Genomic DNA, 12,867 nt, shown 5'->3' on the forward strand with positions numbered 1-12,867 from the left:
GCCTGATGAAGCCCACTTTGGAGCGCACCACCATGTCCAGCGATCCCTTGCTGCAGCCGTACACGATCAAGCACCTGACCCTCAGAAACCGCATCATCACCACCTCCCACGAACCGGCCTATCCGGTGGACGGCATGCCCAAGGACCTGTATCGCGCCTATCACGTCGAACGTGCCAAGGCCGGTGTTGCCCTGACCATGACCGCCGGCTCCGCGGCGGTCTCGCGCGACAGTCCGCCGGTGTTCAACAACGTACTGGCCTACAAGGACGAAGTGGTCGGATGGCTCAAGGACCTGACCGACGAATGCCATGAACACGGCGCGGCGGTGATGATCCAGTTGACGCACCTGGGCCGGCGCACCCGCTGGGACAAGGCCGACTGGCTGCCCGTGGTGTCGCCTTCCCACCACCGCGAGGCCGCGCACCGGTCCTTCCCGAAAAAAATGGAAGACTGGGACATCGAGCGGATCATCAAGGACTACGTGGACGCGGCCGAACGCATGAAGGCGGCCGGCATGGATGGCCTGGAACTGCAGGCCTACGGGCATTTGATGGACCAGTTCTGGTCACCGCTGACCAACGAACTCGACGGTCCCTACGGCGGTTCGCTGGAAAACCGCATGCGTTTTACCTTCGACATCCTGCGGGGCATTCGCCAGCGGGTGGGCGAAGACTTCCTGCTCGGCGTGCGTTACACCGGTGACGAGCAACTGCCAGGGGGCTTCAATGCCAGCGAAGGCATGCAGGTTTCGCACATGCTCAAGGACAGCGGGCTGGTGGACTTCCTCAATGTGGTGCGCGGCCACATCGATACCGACGCCGGTTTGACCGATGTCATCCCGATCCAGGGCATGCGCAATTCACCGCACCTGGATTTCGCCGGCGAAATTCGCTCGGCCACCGGGTTCCCGACCTTCCACGCCGCGAAGATTCCGGACGTGGCCACTGCGCGCTACGCGATTGCCTCGGGCAAGGTCGACATGGTGGGCATGACCCGGGCGCACATGACCGACCCGCACATCGTGCGCAAGATCATCGAAAAGCGTGAGGAAGACATTCGCCCTTGCGTGGGCGCCAACTACTGCCTGGACCGCATCTATCAGGGCGGCGCGGCCTATTGCATCCACAACCCGGCGACCGGCCGGGAAACCACCATGCCTCACGAGATTCCCAAGGCTGCCGTCAAGCGCAAAGTCCTGGTGATCGGCAGCGGCCCTGCGGGCCTGGAAGCGGCGCGGGTCGCGGGTGAACGCGGGCACGACGTGACGGTGCTGGAGGCCGCCGATCAACCCGGTGGGCAAATCCGCCTGACGGCCCTCAATGAGCGACGCCGCGAAATGATCGGCATCATCGACTGGCGCATGGCCCAGTGCGAGCGCCTGGGGGTCAAGTTCCACTTCAACACCTGGGCCGAAGCCGACACGGTATTGGCCCACGAGCCGGATGTGGTGATTGTCGCCACCGGCGGCCTGCCCCACACCGAGGTGCTGACCCAGGGCAACGAGTTGGTGGTGTCGACCTGGGACATCATTTCCGGTGACATCAAGCCCGGCCGCCATGTGTTGATCTTCGACGATGCCGGTGACCATGCCGCGTTGCAGGCGGCCGAAGTCATCGCCAAAAGCGGCGCGACCGTGGAGATCGTGACGCCTGACCGTTCGTTCGCACCGGAAGTCATGGCCATGAACCTGGTGCCCTACATGCGCAGCCTGCAGGATCTGGACGTCACCTTCACCGTGACTTACCGCGTCGAGACGGTCGAGAAACGCGATGGTCGCCTGCTCGCGACCTTCGGCAGCGATTATGGCCAGGTGCACAAGCAGCGGATCGTCGATCAGGTGGTGGTGAACCACGGCACCCTGCCCCTGGACGATCTGTACTTCGAGCTTCGCCCGCATTCGAGCAACGGTGGCGCGGTGGAACAGCACAACCTCATCGCCGGCAAGGCGCAAAACATCGTCACCAATCCCCAGGGGCAATTCCAGCTGTTCCGGATTGGTGACGCCGTGGCCGCGCGCAACACCCATGCGGCGATCTACGATGCGTTGCGGCTGGTGAAAGATCTCTGATCCTGCGATTCACTTGTGGCGAGGGAGCTTGCTCCCGCTGGGTTGCGCAGCGACCCCAGGAATGGGCCTGCTGCGCAGTCCAGCGGGACGGTGCGACGACTCGACAAGCTCCCTCGCCACAGAACCATTATCGGAGTTCGCTACATCCCCCGCCGCGCAACCTCCGCGCCGGCCTGCAAGGCCCGACCGACGATGGCATCAATGCCCTGTTCGCTCATCGACTGCAAGGCCGCCGCCGTCACGCCACGGTAAGCCATCAGTGCTTCGATCATTTGCAGCGGATCACGATTGGCAAGCATCTGCCCGCCTCCGACCACCACGCCTCGGGCGGCACGCTGGGCGATGTGGTGGGGAATACCCGCCGCCTCCGCCTGACTCGCCAGCGCCTGGTGCAGCAAGGCGGGGAACGCCGGCCCGGTGCCGGACAACGCGCTGAGGTAATCAATGCAGTCTTCGTTCGGCACTTCATCCGCCACGCCCACGCATTCGAACAACTGCTGCAGCCACTGACGATCCATGTCGCCAAGCGCGCCGGTGCTGTACCAAGGGGTGTACGACTGCCTGATCTCCACGGCCGCATTCGGCATGGCCCGCACCACCGTTTGCGCACCGGTGGCGGCGCTGATGACGGCGGCCGGGATCCCGGCCATGAGGGAAATCACCTGTTTGCCGCTGGCGTCGATCCGCAGTTCACGAAACTGCTCCGGACGAATCGACAACACCAGCACATCGCTGAGCGCCACCAACTGTTGGTTATCGGCCAGCACCCGCACGTCCGGTCGCAGCGTGCTGCGGCCCGAGCGGTTGGAAATGAGCAGTGCGGCAGGCTCGATGAAACCGCTGTCGAGCAGCGCCTCGGCGATCGCGCGGCCCAGCCAGCCGGTACCGCCAATGATGCCCAGGGTTCTATTGTTCATCGGCTGCCGGCTCCTCGATGGTTTCAACCAGCGGACCGAACACGCCGGGTTCTTTTTCCGCGTAACCGAATTTGCCGAAGAAACGATCCAGTTCACGCCGCTTCGGTGCCTTGCCGGTAAACACGGTGACGTACTGCGGGATGCGGCGAAAACGCACCACGATGTCCTCGCTGGTTTTCATCGAGATGTAGCCGATCTGCGTCAGGTAGATCGTCCTGGCCCTCGCGTCGGCGGCCTCGGCTTCGTAGCCGAACCGGCGAAACATCGCGGTCAGGGCATTGATGCGCGCCTCATCGGCCAGGGCAATTTCGGCGGTGACCTCCGCCGATTGCAGCGCCCAGCTGCGTACGGCGAATTCGAATTGCGAGTCGAACAGCTCGGGGTTCAACCAGCACTCGAAGACGTTGAGGATCGCTTCGCAAATACTCTCGGCATAACTCTCGCACTGCCCGACCAGGCCGCCACTGTTCTTGTCCCGCCAGCGGGCCAGCAGTGCCGCCAGCAACTGCTCGCGATCTTCGTAGAACCAATAGAAGCTGGTGCGCGACAAATTCAGGCGCTTGGCCAGCGGCATCACCCGCACCGCATCGACACCGGATTCCTTCAACGCATCGTAGGCGGCGTCCAGCCAGCCATCGACCGAACCCCGCCATCCTGCATCCTGAGCCTTGGTTTTCCCCTTTCCTGTCTGCGACATCTTGGCTGGCGCCTTTACCTGAGAATTGCGCTCAACTGTACACCTCGGAATCCATGGCGTACACGACCTGTACACAGCCGTACATTTTCAGGACAGCGGGATGCTGAGTGCAGATAGAGGCACTCGGGCTTGATGATCTTTTCCCAGGATCACCAAGCCCGACTCGTAGACGAAAATGTCAGGAAGGCCGGCGCACCACCCTCACCTTCCCGCTCATGCCACCGCCGCAAAAGAACCGCTCGCCACCATCGGACTCAAGCCCCGACACGCCGATACCGGCCGGCATCTTCAGGCTTTCGAGGACTTCGCCCGAATGCGGATCGACGCGGCGCAGTTCGCTCTCTTCGGCTTCCCAGGTGCCATGCCACAGGTCGCCTTCAACCCAGGTCACGCCGGTGACAAACCGGTTGGACTCGATGGTGCGCAGAATCGCGCCGTTCTCGGGGTCGATCTGATGGATTTTCCGCGCCTGATACTGCCCCACCCACAGGGTGCCTTCGGCCCAGGTCAGGCCCGAGTCGTTGCCGCCACCAGGGGCCGGGATGGTGCCGAGTATCCGGCCGGTATGCGGGTCGATTTTCTGGATGCGGTCCTCGGCAATCTGGAACAGGTGCTCACCGTCGTAGGCGGTGCCGGCATGGGCGGCAACGTCGATCGAGCGCAGGGTCTTGCCGGTGTCAGGGTCGAGGGCATTGATTTTCTCTCCGCTGGCAAACCATACCTGCCGGCCGTCCCAGGTCAGGCCGTGCACTTTATCGACATCGGCAAAGGGACCATATTCACGGAGGATTTCGGCGGCTGACTGTTTCATGAGGGTGTTCCTCGCTAGGGGTTGTGGCGTTCATCCTAGCCACCGGGCGGCGGACCGGGGAGTAACAAGGTCGTCGCGAAACCGGGCACCGGCGCAGTCACCCAGCGCCGTGCCCGGCCGTGACCAAACGACTGCACCTTGCCCGCCGTCGCCAGTGTGTCGAGTGCCCGTTGCACGCTGCGCTGGCTGTTGCCCAACGCCAGTGCCAGGGCCGAGCTCGACCAGGCCTCACCGTCGGCGAGCAAGGCGAACACCGCGGCATGTCGCGCTTCGACCGGTGGCATCAGCAACACCACATCGGTTGAAACCTGGGGGAACAGGGCAAATCCGCGTTTGCTGGCGGTCACGCTGGCGAGGGGTTTCAGTGCCGCGCGCAGGCGGCCGATTTCCACGCGCAAACGGGCCCGGTGGGATTCATCGCTGAGCTTCAGGCGAAAGGCCTTGGCGATCAGTGTTTCCCGCGACACGTCCGCCGGCCAGGCTTCGGCGAGGGTTCGCAGCAGGGTGAAGAGGATCGGGCGCGTGGCCAGGGAAACCGACATGCCCGCGCTGCGCACGACAGAGCGGCAGCCGTCGATCACCAACGATGTCGAGGCCAGCAGCGCTTGCACTTCGTCGAGCAACAGGGGTCGTGGTTCGCCTTGGGAGATTAAGCACGCGGCAGGACTGTTGAGTAAAAGTGCCGCGCTGTCGACTTCAGCGCACAGCGCGGGAATGCCGGACTGGCGGGCGGCGAGTTCGGCCCTGACGAGCGCCGCCCGTGCCGCTTGGGAACGCAGACAGCGCATCGCAATTCCCGCCACCACCAGTTCATGGGTGGCCCGCAATGCGGGAGGCAGGATTGCCGGATCGAGGTCCGCGAGCAATGCCTGCGCCTCATCGAGCTGTCCGATCAGCAGCAAGCGGCGGATCTGCAGATAGCGCGCATGGGCCGCGTTGACGGAATCGCCGTGGGCCACCAGCGTGACCCGCGCGGCGTCGAGCGCCTTCACCGGCCAGCCAAGCTCCCGCGAGGCCAGCGCGATCTCGGCCTCAGCGACCACGCAGCGCGCCCGCGCCACCGCCTCTTTCGGCCCGAAGGCCCGCGCCGCCCTGCGCACCAGTGCCCTGGCCCGCGCCAGATCGCCCAGTTGCGCCATGGCGATACCACGCAGCGCCAGCGCCGGTGCATCCTCGCGCAATGCCACGCGGTCCAGCGCACCAAGCGGGTCACCCGCCGCCAGCGCCTGCGCCGCGGCGGTGATCAGCGAATCCATTGCAATCCTGCCACGCGTGTCACTCCTGCCTTCAGAAGACCCGGGGTGAGTCTATCTCACGGCACAGTCCTGTTGGAGCCAGCCTGCTGGCGATGGACTCCAGTACGCCGCGTTTTTCCAGACCACACGCGTTATCGTTACTGACTCGCCCTGTCTATGCTCAATCAAACCGCCGTGTTGCCAGGACAATCGACATGAACGAATACCAGCCCATGAGTTGCGACCTCTATGACTATCTCGAAATCGCCTGTATGCGCGGTTATCGACTGGACATCGAGTTGAAGGACGGCGCACGCCTGGTGGCCAAGGCACTGACCACGCGCACCTCGAGCGAGAAGGAAGAGTTCATCCTGCTGCAGACGGATGACGCTCAACAGGAAATTCGCCTGGATCAATTGCTGGCCATCACCCCCCTGGATGCGAATGCGCAGTTTGGCCGGGTGGTGTTTTCCGATGCTGTCTGCACGTTCTAGGGCCGGGTTGCCGCAAGCGACGGGCCGAGGTGGGAGCGCCCCGCTCCCACCGTGGATCGGCTACTTGTCCGACTTGATGCTGGTCCAGACCCGGGTGCGCACCCGCTCCAGCTTCTGCGGCAACGGCTGCACGACATAGAGGGTCTTCAGGGCGTCGGGGGTCGGTGTCAGGTCGGGGTTGCCGGTGATGTCCTTGTTGATCAGGGCAAGCGAATCCTTGTTGGCGTTCGGATACCCCAGGAAGTCACTGATGGGGGCGATGACTTTCGGGTCCAGCAAGTTGTTGAGAAACGCGTGGGCTTCTTCGACGTTCTTCGCGCTTTTGGGAATGGCGAAGGTATCGAACCAGATTGGCGCCCCCTCCTTCGGCAGGCGCCAATCGACCACCACGCCGTTGCCCGCTTCTTTGGCGCGATTGCCGAACTGGTAGAAGCTGCCGGAGTAACCGATGGCCACGCAAATGTCGCCGTTGGCGATGTCGGTCATGTATTTGGCGGAGTTGAAGTAGGTGACGTAAGGCCGAATCTTCAGCATCAGTGCCTTGGCTTTTTCGTAGTCGTCCGGGTTCTGGCTGTTCGGGTCCAGCCCCAGGTAATGCAGGGCCAGGGGCAGGATTTCCGACGGCGAGTCGAGCATGGCCACGCCGCAGGACTTGAGCTTTTCCATGTTCTCGGGCTTGAACACCAGATCCCAGCTGTCCACCGGTGCGTTCTCACCCAACGCAGCCTTGACCTTGGCCGGGTTGAAGCCGATCAACACGGTGCCGTACATGTAGGGCACGCCGTACTGGTTGCCGGGGTCGTTCTTGTCCAGCAACTTGAGCAGTGCCGGGTCCTGGTGCTTCCAGTTGGGCAGTCTGGACTTGTCCAGCTTCTGGAACACGCCAGCCTTGATCTGGGTTTCGATGAACTGGTTGGATGGCACCACCAGGTCGTACCCGGAGTTGCCGGTCAGCAGCTTGGCTTCCAGGGACTCGTTGGTGTCGAAGGTGTCCCAGGTGACTTTGATGCCGCTTTGCGCGGCGAAGTCCTTGGGCACGGACGGCAGGATGTAGTCCGCCCAGTTGTACACCCTCAACTCGCGCTGTTCGGCGTGCACGGCGCTGGCCAGCAACGTCAGCCCACATACCGTGGCGCCCAAAATGCGTTTCATAGTGTCCATGGATCAGTTCCCCAATGTCAGCTCTGGTTTTTATGTTCTGAGACGGCAGCGGCCCGCAAACAGCCAAGGGCAAGGAAGATCAAAGATTCTGGTTATGGATTCGAGGGGCGCCGGGTCGGCAGCCTGGTTCCGATTTTTGCTGACAGACTGCACGCTTCATAGCGTGGCATTGGCCAAAAGGGGATCGTAATGGCCATTATCGGTGGCCGCGGGAGGGGACGAAGGATGGGCAACGGAGGGTTTTGTAGCGGACAAAAAAAACGCCAGACCGATTCGGACTGGCGTTTTTTCATGATCATTCTCAAGCTGCCGACTGAGTTGCAACTGAATGAACATAAGGAATATGGCAGGGGCGGCTGGATTCGAACCAACGCATGGCAGGATCAAAACCTGCTGCCTTACCGCTTGGCGACGCCCCTGTATCTGCGACTTAAAGCCCTGTGAGGCCCTGTGCGAGAGTGGGCGGAAATTTATCAACTTTCGTTGCACCTGTGAAGCCCAAACAGAAAATATTTGTTTGAAAACAGCCAGTTATTATTAAACAAGGATAAACGCAACACCTTCCGCGGCGTTTTTTGCCGTTCCGCACCGAATGACCCGACGCGTACGTTGCGCTCGCCCGCGGGCAAGCGCAGATTGATACGGCTGTGCTGAATGCCCCCTGGGTCGTCATCAAAGCGTCGATTCCCCCTGCAGATGACTGAACCCGGGCGCACCTGTTCATTTATCAATAGGACCCGATCATGATCCTCAAGCGCGTAGGCTCGCAGCCCTCGATAAAAGCCCCTGAAGCCTGCTTCACCGGCAACGTGCGCATGGACCCGCTCAACGCCCCACCGCCACCCGCCCGGGCTTCCATCGTCAGCGTCACCTTTGAACCCGGCGCCCGCAGCGCCTGGCATACCCATCCGCTGGGGCAAACGCTGATTGTCACCGCAGGCTGCGGCTGGACCCAGTGTGAAGGCGAACCGATCGTGGAAATCCGTGCCGGCGATGTCATCTGGTGCCCGCCTGACCACAAACACTGGCACGGTGCCAGCGCCACCACATCAATGACCCACATCGGCGTCCAGGAAGCGCTGGACGGTGTGAGTGTGGTCTGGATGGAAAAAGTCACGGACGAGGAATACAACGTCGGTCCGCCCGTGGCGTGATGTATCACAGTGTATCCGGATGACATCGCGATACATCCGCATGCATCTGGCCTGCGCACCGGACACAGGCCAGATACATCGCCACGCTCAAATGCAGGCACGGTTTGAAGGGGATCATCCAGAACTCCTGACCAACGGCTTGCAAGGGAGACATCCACATGACGATGGCACTGCAGAACCACGAAACCGGGAAAACCCGTCGGCACCTGCTCGGCGCGTCGCTTCTCGCCCTCAGCCTGTTCGGCGCGCTCGGCACGGCCCACGCGCAATCGACCGCCGCCGCTCAGCCAGCCGCGACCGAGGCCAGCGCTAGCTACGCGGCGCCCTCGCCGTTCGGCCCACTCAAGCATGTCAACGCCGGGCTGTTGAACGTCGCGTACGCCGAAACGGGGCCGGCCGACGGACCGGTGGTGATTCTCCTGCACGGCTGGCCGTACGACATCCACAGCTACGACGCGGTCGCCCCTTTGCTGGCCGCCAAGGGCTACCGTGTGCTGATGCCCTATGCGCGGGGTTATGGCGATACGCATTTCCTGTCCGATAAAACCCTGCGCAATGGTCAACCGGCTGCGCTGGCCAGCGACGTTATCGACTTCATGGATGCGTTGAAGATCAAGCAAGCCGTGCTCGGTGGCTACGATTGGGGTGCGCGCTCGGCTGACATTGTCTCGGCGCTGTGGCCGGAACGGGTCAAGGCGTTGGTGTCAGTCAGTGGCTATCTGATCGGTAACCAGGCGGCCGGCAAGAACCCGCTACCGCCCAAGGCTGAATTGCAGTGGTGGTACCAGTTTTACTTCGCCACCGACCGCGGTCGTGCCGGTTACGAGAAAAACACCCACGATTTCGCCAAGTTGATCTGGCAAACGGCGTCGCCGAAATGGGCATTCGATGACGCCACGTTCGACCGCAGCGCCAAGGCGCTGGAAAACCCCGACCATGTCGACATCACCGTGTTCAACTACCGCTGGCGCCTGGGCCTGGTTCAGGGTGAATCCCGCTACGAAGCCCTGGAGCAGAAGCTGGCCACCGCGCCGTCCATTGGCGTGCCGACCATCACCCTGGAAGGCGATGCCAATGGCGCGCCCCACCCCGCCCCCGAGGATTACGCCAAGCGCTTTACCGGCAAGTACGAGTTCCGTCTGATCAACGGCGGCATCGGCCACAACCTGCCCCAGGAAGATCCGCAGGCGTTCGCCAAGGCAGTGATTGATGCCGATCATCTTTGAGAACGAGCCGGTATAGGGGAGGTTGTGTAACGTGCAGGAGCCAGCTTGCTGGCGCTGGACTCAGGTGCGCCGCGTTTATCCGGGCGGCGTTCCGACAAGCCAGCGCCTGCAACCCCATCAGCGTGTGCGCAGGCGAATCAGACTGGCGGCATCCACAGAAACGGCCACCACGTCATAACCGGCCAAGGTCGGGTGCAGGGTGTCGATCGGTTGTTCATGGGTGGCCGTGATGATCAGCAAATCCGCCCCTGCCGCTTCGGCGGCGAGAATCCCCACCGTGGCATCTTCGAACACCAGGCACTCGGTGATCTCGACCCCCAACCGCCGGGCCGCCAAGCGATAACCCGCCGGATCAGGTTTGCCGGCGCTGACGTCCTCGGCCGTGACCATCACCTGTGGCTCGGGGATCCCGGCTGCGGCCATTCGGCGCAAGGCCAGCGCCCTCGGCGCGGACGTGACAATGGCCCATTGCTGCGCCGGCAAAGACTGGAGAAACACCGCCGCGCCGACCACCTCTTCCACCCCGTCGACATCCTCGAGTTCCGCCTGGGTGATCCACGCCGCTTCGGCTTCGGCATCGACGCCGGGTAATGCCAGGCGCTTGATCGTGTCGATGGCGCGGGCACCGTGGATGGTGGGCAGGAAGGTCTCGACATCGACACCGTGACGCTCGGCCCAGGTCGCCCAGACGCGCTCGGCGGCCGCAATGGAAGTCAGTACGGTGCCGTCCATATCGAACAGAAAGGCGCGGTACGGGTTATGGAAAACAGAGGATTGAGCGGACAAGGCGGTCCTTCCTGTCTAAAGGATCTGGCGGGTGTGACGGCCAATGTACAGGATCAATGCAACGGAGGATTACCCTGCAATGCGTTTTGTACGCAGTCCAGCAACTGTCCCAGCGCCCAGGGTTTCTTGATGAACGAAACCGCATGCCGCACGCCCGAGCTTTCGGGGGTTTCATAGCCGGACATGATCATGATCGGTTTGCCCGGCCAGCGATCGCCGAACAGGTTGGCCAGGTCCGCGCCATTGAGCTTGCCTGGCATGGTGATGTCGGTCAGCAGCATCCGCACATTCTGCGCATGCTGTTCCAGGTACCGGGATGCAGCGTCCGCACTGGTCTGCGGCTGCACCACAAAGCCTTCGTCCTGCAGGACTTCACAGAGAAATTCCAGAATCAGCGGGTCATCCTCAACCACCAGGATCACCCCGCCAGGAAGGTATTCGCCCGCTGTCGGTACTCGACTCATGACCGTGCCGCTCCCTGATTGTCTCAATGAATGTGCGGGCTCAATTCCGCTGCCTACAGGTAGGAGCAGCGGAACCGACGGAAATTCATTTTTGATACAGGTAAAGGCTAAAGTCAGGCGTCCTGCAGGATCAGATCAGCGCCCTTCTCCGCCACCATCAGCACGGCGGCATGGGTGTTGCCGGAGGTCACGTTGGGGAAAATCGACGCATCGACGATCCGCAGGCCATCGAGGCCATGCACTTTCAGGCGCTTGTCCACCACCGACGTCTGAGTGTCCGCCCCCATGGCGCAGGAACCGCACAGGTGATAAATCGAGCCGCTGTTGTCGCGGAAGTACTGCAGCATCTGCTCGTCGGTTTCGACCACCGGGCCTGGCAACACTTCTTCGACCGTGATGCCCTTGAGGGCTGGTGCCTGCATGATCTTGCGCATCAGCCGACTGCCCTGGATCACCTCGTCGATGTCCTTTTGCGTGCTCAGGTAGTTGGGGTCGATCAACGCCGCATCCCGAGGGTTTTTCGAGGCAATCTCGATGTGCCCGCGACTGGTTGGCCGGCACGGATTGAAGCACAACAGGAAGCCGGAATACGGCTCGGGCTTGAGGCTGGCCTTGTTGTTTTTCGGGATCTGGTACGACAGCGGGTTGAAGTACAACTGCAGGTTGGGATTGGCCTGCTGCTCATCGCCACGGAAGAAACCGCCGGCCTGATTGACGCTCATCGCCAGGGCGCCCTTGCGGGTGAACAGGTATTGCAGGCCGAGCTTGAACTGGCCGAACAGCGAACTGAGCTCATCGTTGAGCGTCGGGATATTGGCCTTGTAGTAATAGCTGGCGCACAGGTGGTCTTGCAGGTTCTGCCCGACCGCCGGCAAATGCTTGACCAAGGGGATGTTGTGCCTGGCCAGCAGCGCCTGATCGGCCACACCGGACAATTGCAGAATCTTCGGTGTGTCCACGGCGCCGGCGCAGAGGATCACTTCCTTGTTGGCGGTAAAGGTCCGGGTCACGCCGTGCTGGGTGATGGAAACTCCCGTCGCACGGCCGTTCTCGAACAACACCCGATCCACCAGCGCGTAATGCTCGATGGTCAGGTTCGGCCGGCTCAATGCCGGATGCAGATGCGCAAAGCTGCTGGAGCAACGCTGGCCGTCGCGGGTGTTGACGTCATAGATCCCCGCGCCTTCGAACTTCGGCCCGTTGAAATCGTCGCTGTGCGGGTAACCCAGCTCCTTGCAACCCTCAAGGAACACGTCGCAGATCGGGTGGGTCTGGCCCTTCATCGGGGTGATGCTGATCGGGCCGCTGCCGCCGTGGTACTCGCTGTCGCCCAGCGGGTGGTTCTCCAGTTTGCGGAAGTACGGCAGCACGTCCTTGAAGCCCCAGCCGTCGTTACCGTTGGCCGCCCAATCGTCGAAATCGTGGGCCTGGCCGCGCACGTAGATCATCGCGTTGATCGAGCCCGAACCACCCTGCACTTTGCCGCGCGGGGCGTAGATTTCGCGGTTACCCAACTGTTTTTGCGGCTTGCTGTAGTACATCCAGTTGAAGGTCGGGTTGTAATACATTTTGGCGAAGCCGACCGGGATCTTGAACCACAGGGAACTGTCCTTACCGCCCGCTTCCAGCAGCAGTACCGTGTGTTTCCCGGAGGCCGAGAGGCGATTGGCCAACACGCAGCCTGCGGCGCCAGCGCCAGCGATGATGTAGTCGTATGTCATGCACGGTTACCGCGTAAGTCGTTATACAAAATTGGGATGGACGATGCGATCCCCCTGTGGGAGCCAGCCTGCTGGCGATGGAGATCTGACATTCAACATCGATGTCGACTGATCCACCGCTATCGCCAGCAG

At 62.2% G+C, this 12,867-nt stretch carries 12 protein-coding genes and 1 tRNA gene; 4 read left to right on the top strand and 9 right to left on the bottom strand.

Annotated features, from left to right (window positions below; all coding sequences use genetic code 11):
• Window positions 1–32 precede the first annotated feature (32 nt).
• Window positions 33–2,069: an oxidoreductase gene (locus ACVWYU_RS27045; protein WP_457374158.1), complete on the top strand. Its 2,037-nt coding sequence runs from the start codon at window positions 33–35 to the stop codon at window positions 2,067–2,069.
• Window positions 2,070–2,209: 140 nt separating this feature from the next.
• Here the strand turns inward: ACVWYU_RS27045 and ACVWYU_RS27050 are convergent, their stop codons facing one another.
• The 4 genes from ACVWYU_RS27050 to ACVWYU_RS27065 all read right to left on the bottom strand — a co-directional run bounded on the left by ACVWYU_RS27050 (window position 2,210) and on the right by ACVWYU_RS27065 (window position 5,750).
• The gene (locus ACVWYU_RS27050; RefSeq protein ID WP_457374143.1) at window positions 2,210–2,986 is read right to left on the bottom strand and encodes a pyrroline-5-carboxylate reductase family protein; all 777 of its coding nucleotides are present in this window, start codon (window positions 2,984–2,986) and stop codon (window positions 2,210–2,212) included.
• Window positions 2,976–3,683: a TetR/AcrR family transcriptional regulator gene (locus tag ACVWYU_RS27055; RefSeq protein ID WP_090323324.1), complete on the bottom strand. Its 708-nt coding sequence runs from the start codon at window positions 3,681–3,683 to the stop codon at window positions 2,976–2,978. Before ACVWYU_RS27055 ends, ACVWYU_RS27050 begins: the two co-directional genes overlap by 11 nt.
• Before the next feature lie 178 nt (window positions 3,684–3,861).
• A complete protein-coding gene (locus ACVWYU_RS27060) occupies window positions 3,862–4,494 on the bottom strand; it encodes a Vgb family protein (RefSeq protein ID WP_248915184.1) in 633 nt (210 codons plus the stop codon).
• Window positions 4,495–4,529: 35 nt separating this feature from the next.
• Window positions 4,530–5,750 (bottom strand): helix-turn-helix domain-containing protein, encoded by a 1,221-nt coding sequence (locus ACVWYU_RS27065; RefSeq protein ID WP_457374144.1) that lies wholly within the window; start codon window positions 5,748–5,750, stop codon window positions 4,530–4,532.
• A gap of 194 nt (window positions 5,751–5,944) precedes the next feature.
• Between ACVWYU_RS27065 and ACVWYU_RS27070 the strand changes: the two genes are divergently transcribed.
• Window positions 5,945–6,223, top strand: a complete 279-nt coding sequence (locus ACVWYU_RS27070; protein WP_090323329.1) for a Rho-binding antiterminator — start codon at window positions 5,945–5,947, stop codon at window positions 6,221–6,223.
• 60 nt (window positions 6,224–6,283) lie between these two features.
• On the opposite strand, the gene ACVWYU_RS27075 is transcribed toward ACVWYU_RS27070, so the two are convergent.
• Both ACVWYU_RS27075 and ACVWYU_RS27080 read right to left on the bottom strand, forming a co-directional pair.
• Window positions 6,284–7,384, bottom strand: coding sequence for a polyamine ABC transporter substrate-binding protein (locus tag ACVWYU_RS27075; protein ID WP_090323331.1), 1,101 nt, complete (start codon window positions 7,382–7,384; stop codon window positions 6,284–6,286).
• Window positions 7,385–7,728: 344 nt separating this feature from the next.
• Window positions 7,729–7,803: transfer RNA gene (locus tag ACVWYU_RS27080), tRNA-Gln, on the bottom strand.
• A 324-nt stretch (window positions 7,804–8,127) separates the two neighbouring features.
• Between ACVWYU_RS27080 and ACVWYU_RS27085 the strand changes: the two genes are divergently transcribed.
• A complete protein-coding gene (locus ACVWYU_RS27085; RefSeq protein WP_457374145.1) occupies window positions 8,128–8,538 on the top strand; it encodes a (R)-mandelonitrile lyase in 411 nt (136 codons plus the stop codon).
• Window positions 8,539–8,696: 158 nt separating this feature from the next.
• Complete coding sequence (locus ACVWYU_RS27090) at window positions 8,697–9,764, top strand: alpha/beta fold hydrolase (RefSeq protein ID WP_457374146.1); 1,068 nt, start codon at window positions 8,697–8,699, stop codon at window positions 9,762–9,764.
• A 117-nt stretch (window positions 9,765–9,881) separates the two neighbouring features.
• Here ACVWYU_RS27090 and ACVWYU_RS27095 read toward each other — a convergent pair whose 3' ends face one another.
• The 3 genes from ACVWYU_RS27095 to ACVWYU_RS27105 all read right to left on the bottom strand — a co-directional run bounded on the left by ACVWYU_RS27095 (window position 9,882) and on the right by ACVWYU_RS27105 (window position 12,735).
• Window positions 9,882–10,550, bottom strand: coding sequence for an HAD-IA family hydrolase (locus ACVWYU_RS27095; RefSeq protein ID WP_248915187.1), 669 nt, complete (start codon window positions 10,548–10,550; stop codon window positions 9,882–9,884).
• A 53-nt stretch (window positions 10,551–10,603) separates the two neighbouring features.
• Entirely contained in the window at window positions 10,604–11,014 is a 411-nt protein-coding gene (locus tag ACVWYU_RS27100) for a response regulator (protein ID WP_247257266.1), read from the bottom strand.
• 113 nt (window positions 11,015–11,127) lie between these two features.
• Window positions 11,128–12,735 carry a GMC family oxidoreductase gene (locus ACVWYU_RS27105; protein WP_457374147.1) on the bottom strand — a complete coding sequence of 536 codons (1,608 nt, stop codon included), beginning with the start codon at window positions 12,733–12,735 and terminating at the stop codon, window positions 11,128–11,130.
• Window positions 12,736–12,867 lie beyond the last annotated feature (132 nt).

Source organism: Pseudomonas sp. TE12234 (assembly GCF_054061835.1).

What these genes read in the sequence shown, in the direction of transcription:
- ACVWYU_RS27085 (WP_457374145.1), top strand. Translation starts at nt 8,128, where the DNA reads ATGATCCTCAAGCGCGTAGGCTCGCAGCCCTCGATAAAAGCCCCTGAA.
- ACVWYU_RS27100 (WP_247257266.1), bottom strand. Translation starts at nt 11,014, where the DNA reads ATGAGTCGAGTACCGACAGCGGGCGAATACCTTCCTGGCGGGGTGATC.
- ACVWYU_RS27070 (WP_090323329.1), top strand. Translation starts at nt 5,945, where the DNA reads ATGAACGAATACCAGCCCATGAGTTGCGACCTCTATGACTATCTCGAA.
- ACVWYU_RS27065 (WP_457374144.1), bottom strand. Translation starts at nt 5,750, where the DNA reads ATGGATTCGCTGATCACCGCCGCGGCGCAGGCGCTGGCGGCGGGTGAC.
- ACVWYU_RS27075 (WP_090323331.1), bottom strand. Translation starts at nt 7,384, where the DNA reads ATGGACACTATGAAACGCATTTTGGGCGCCACGGTATGTGGGCTGACG.
- ACVWYU_RS27105 (WP_457374147.1), bottom strand. Translation starts at nt 12,735, where the DNA reads ATGACATACGACTACATCATCGCTGGCGCTGGCGCCGCAGGCTGCGTG.
- ACVWYU_RS27055 (WP_090323324.1), bottom strand. Translation starts at nt 3,683, where the DNA reads ATGTCGCAGACAGGAAAGGGGAAAACCAAGGCTCAGGATGCAGGATGG.
- ACVWYU_RS27060 (WP_248915184.1), bottom strand. Translation starts at nt 4,494, where the DNA reads ATGAAACAGTCAGCCGCCGAAATCCTCCGTGAATATGGTCCCTTTGCC.
- ACVWYU_RS27090 (WP_457374146.1), top strand. Translation starts at nt 8,697, where the DNA reads ATGACGATGGCACTGCAGAACCACGAAACCGGGAAAACCCGTCGGCAC.
- ACVWYU_RS27050 (WP_457374143.1), bottom strand. Translation starts at nt 2,986, where the DNA reads ATGAACAATAGAACCCTGGGCATCATTGGCGGTACCGGCTGGCTGGGC.
- ACVWYU_RS27045 (WP_457374158.1), top strand. Translation starts at nt 33, where the DNA reads ATGTCCAGCGATCCCTTGCTGCAGCCGTACACGATCAAGCACCTGACC.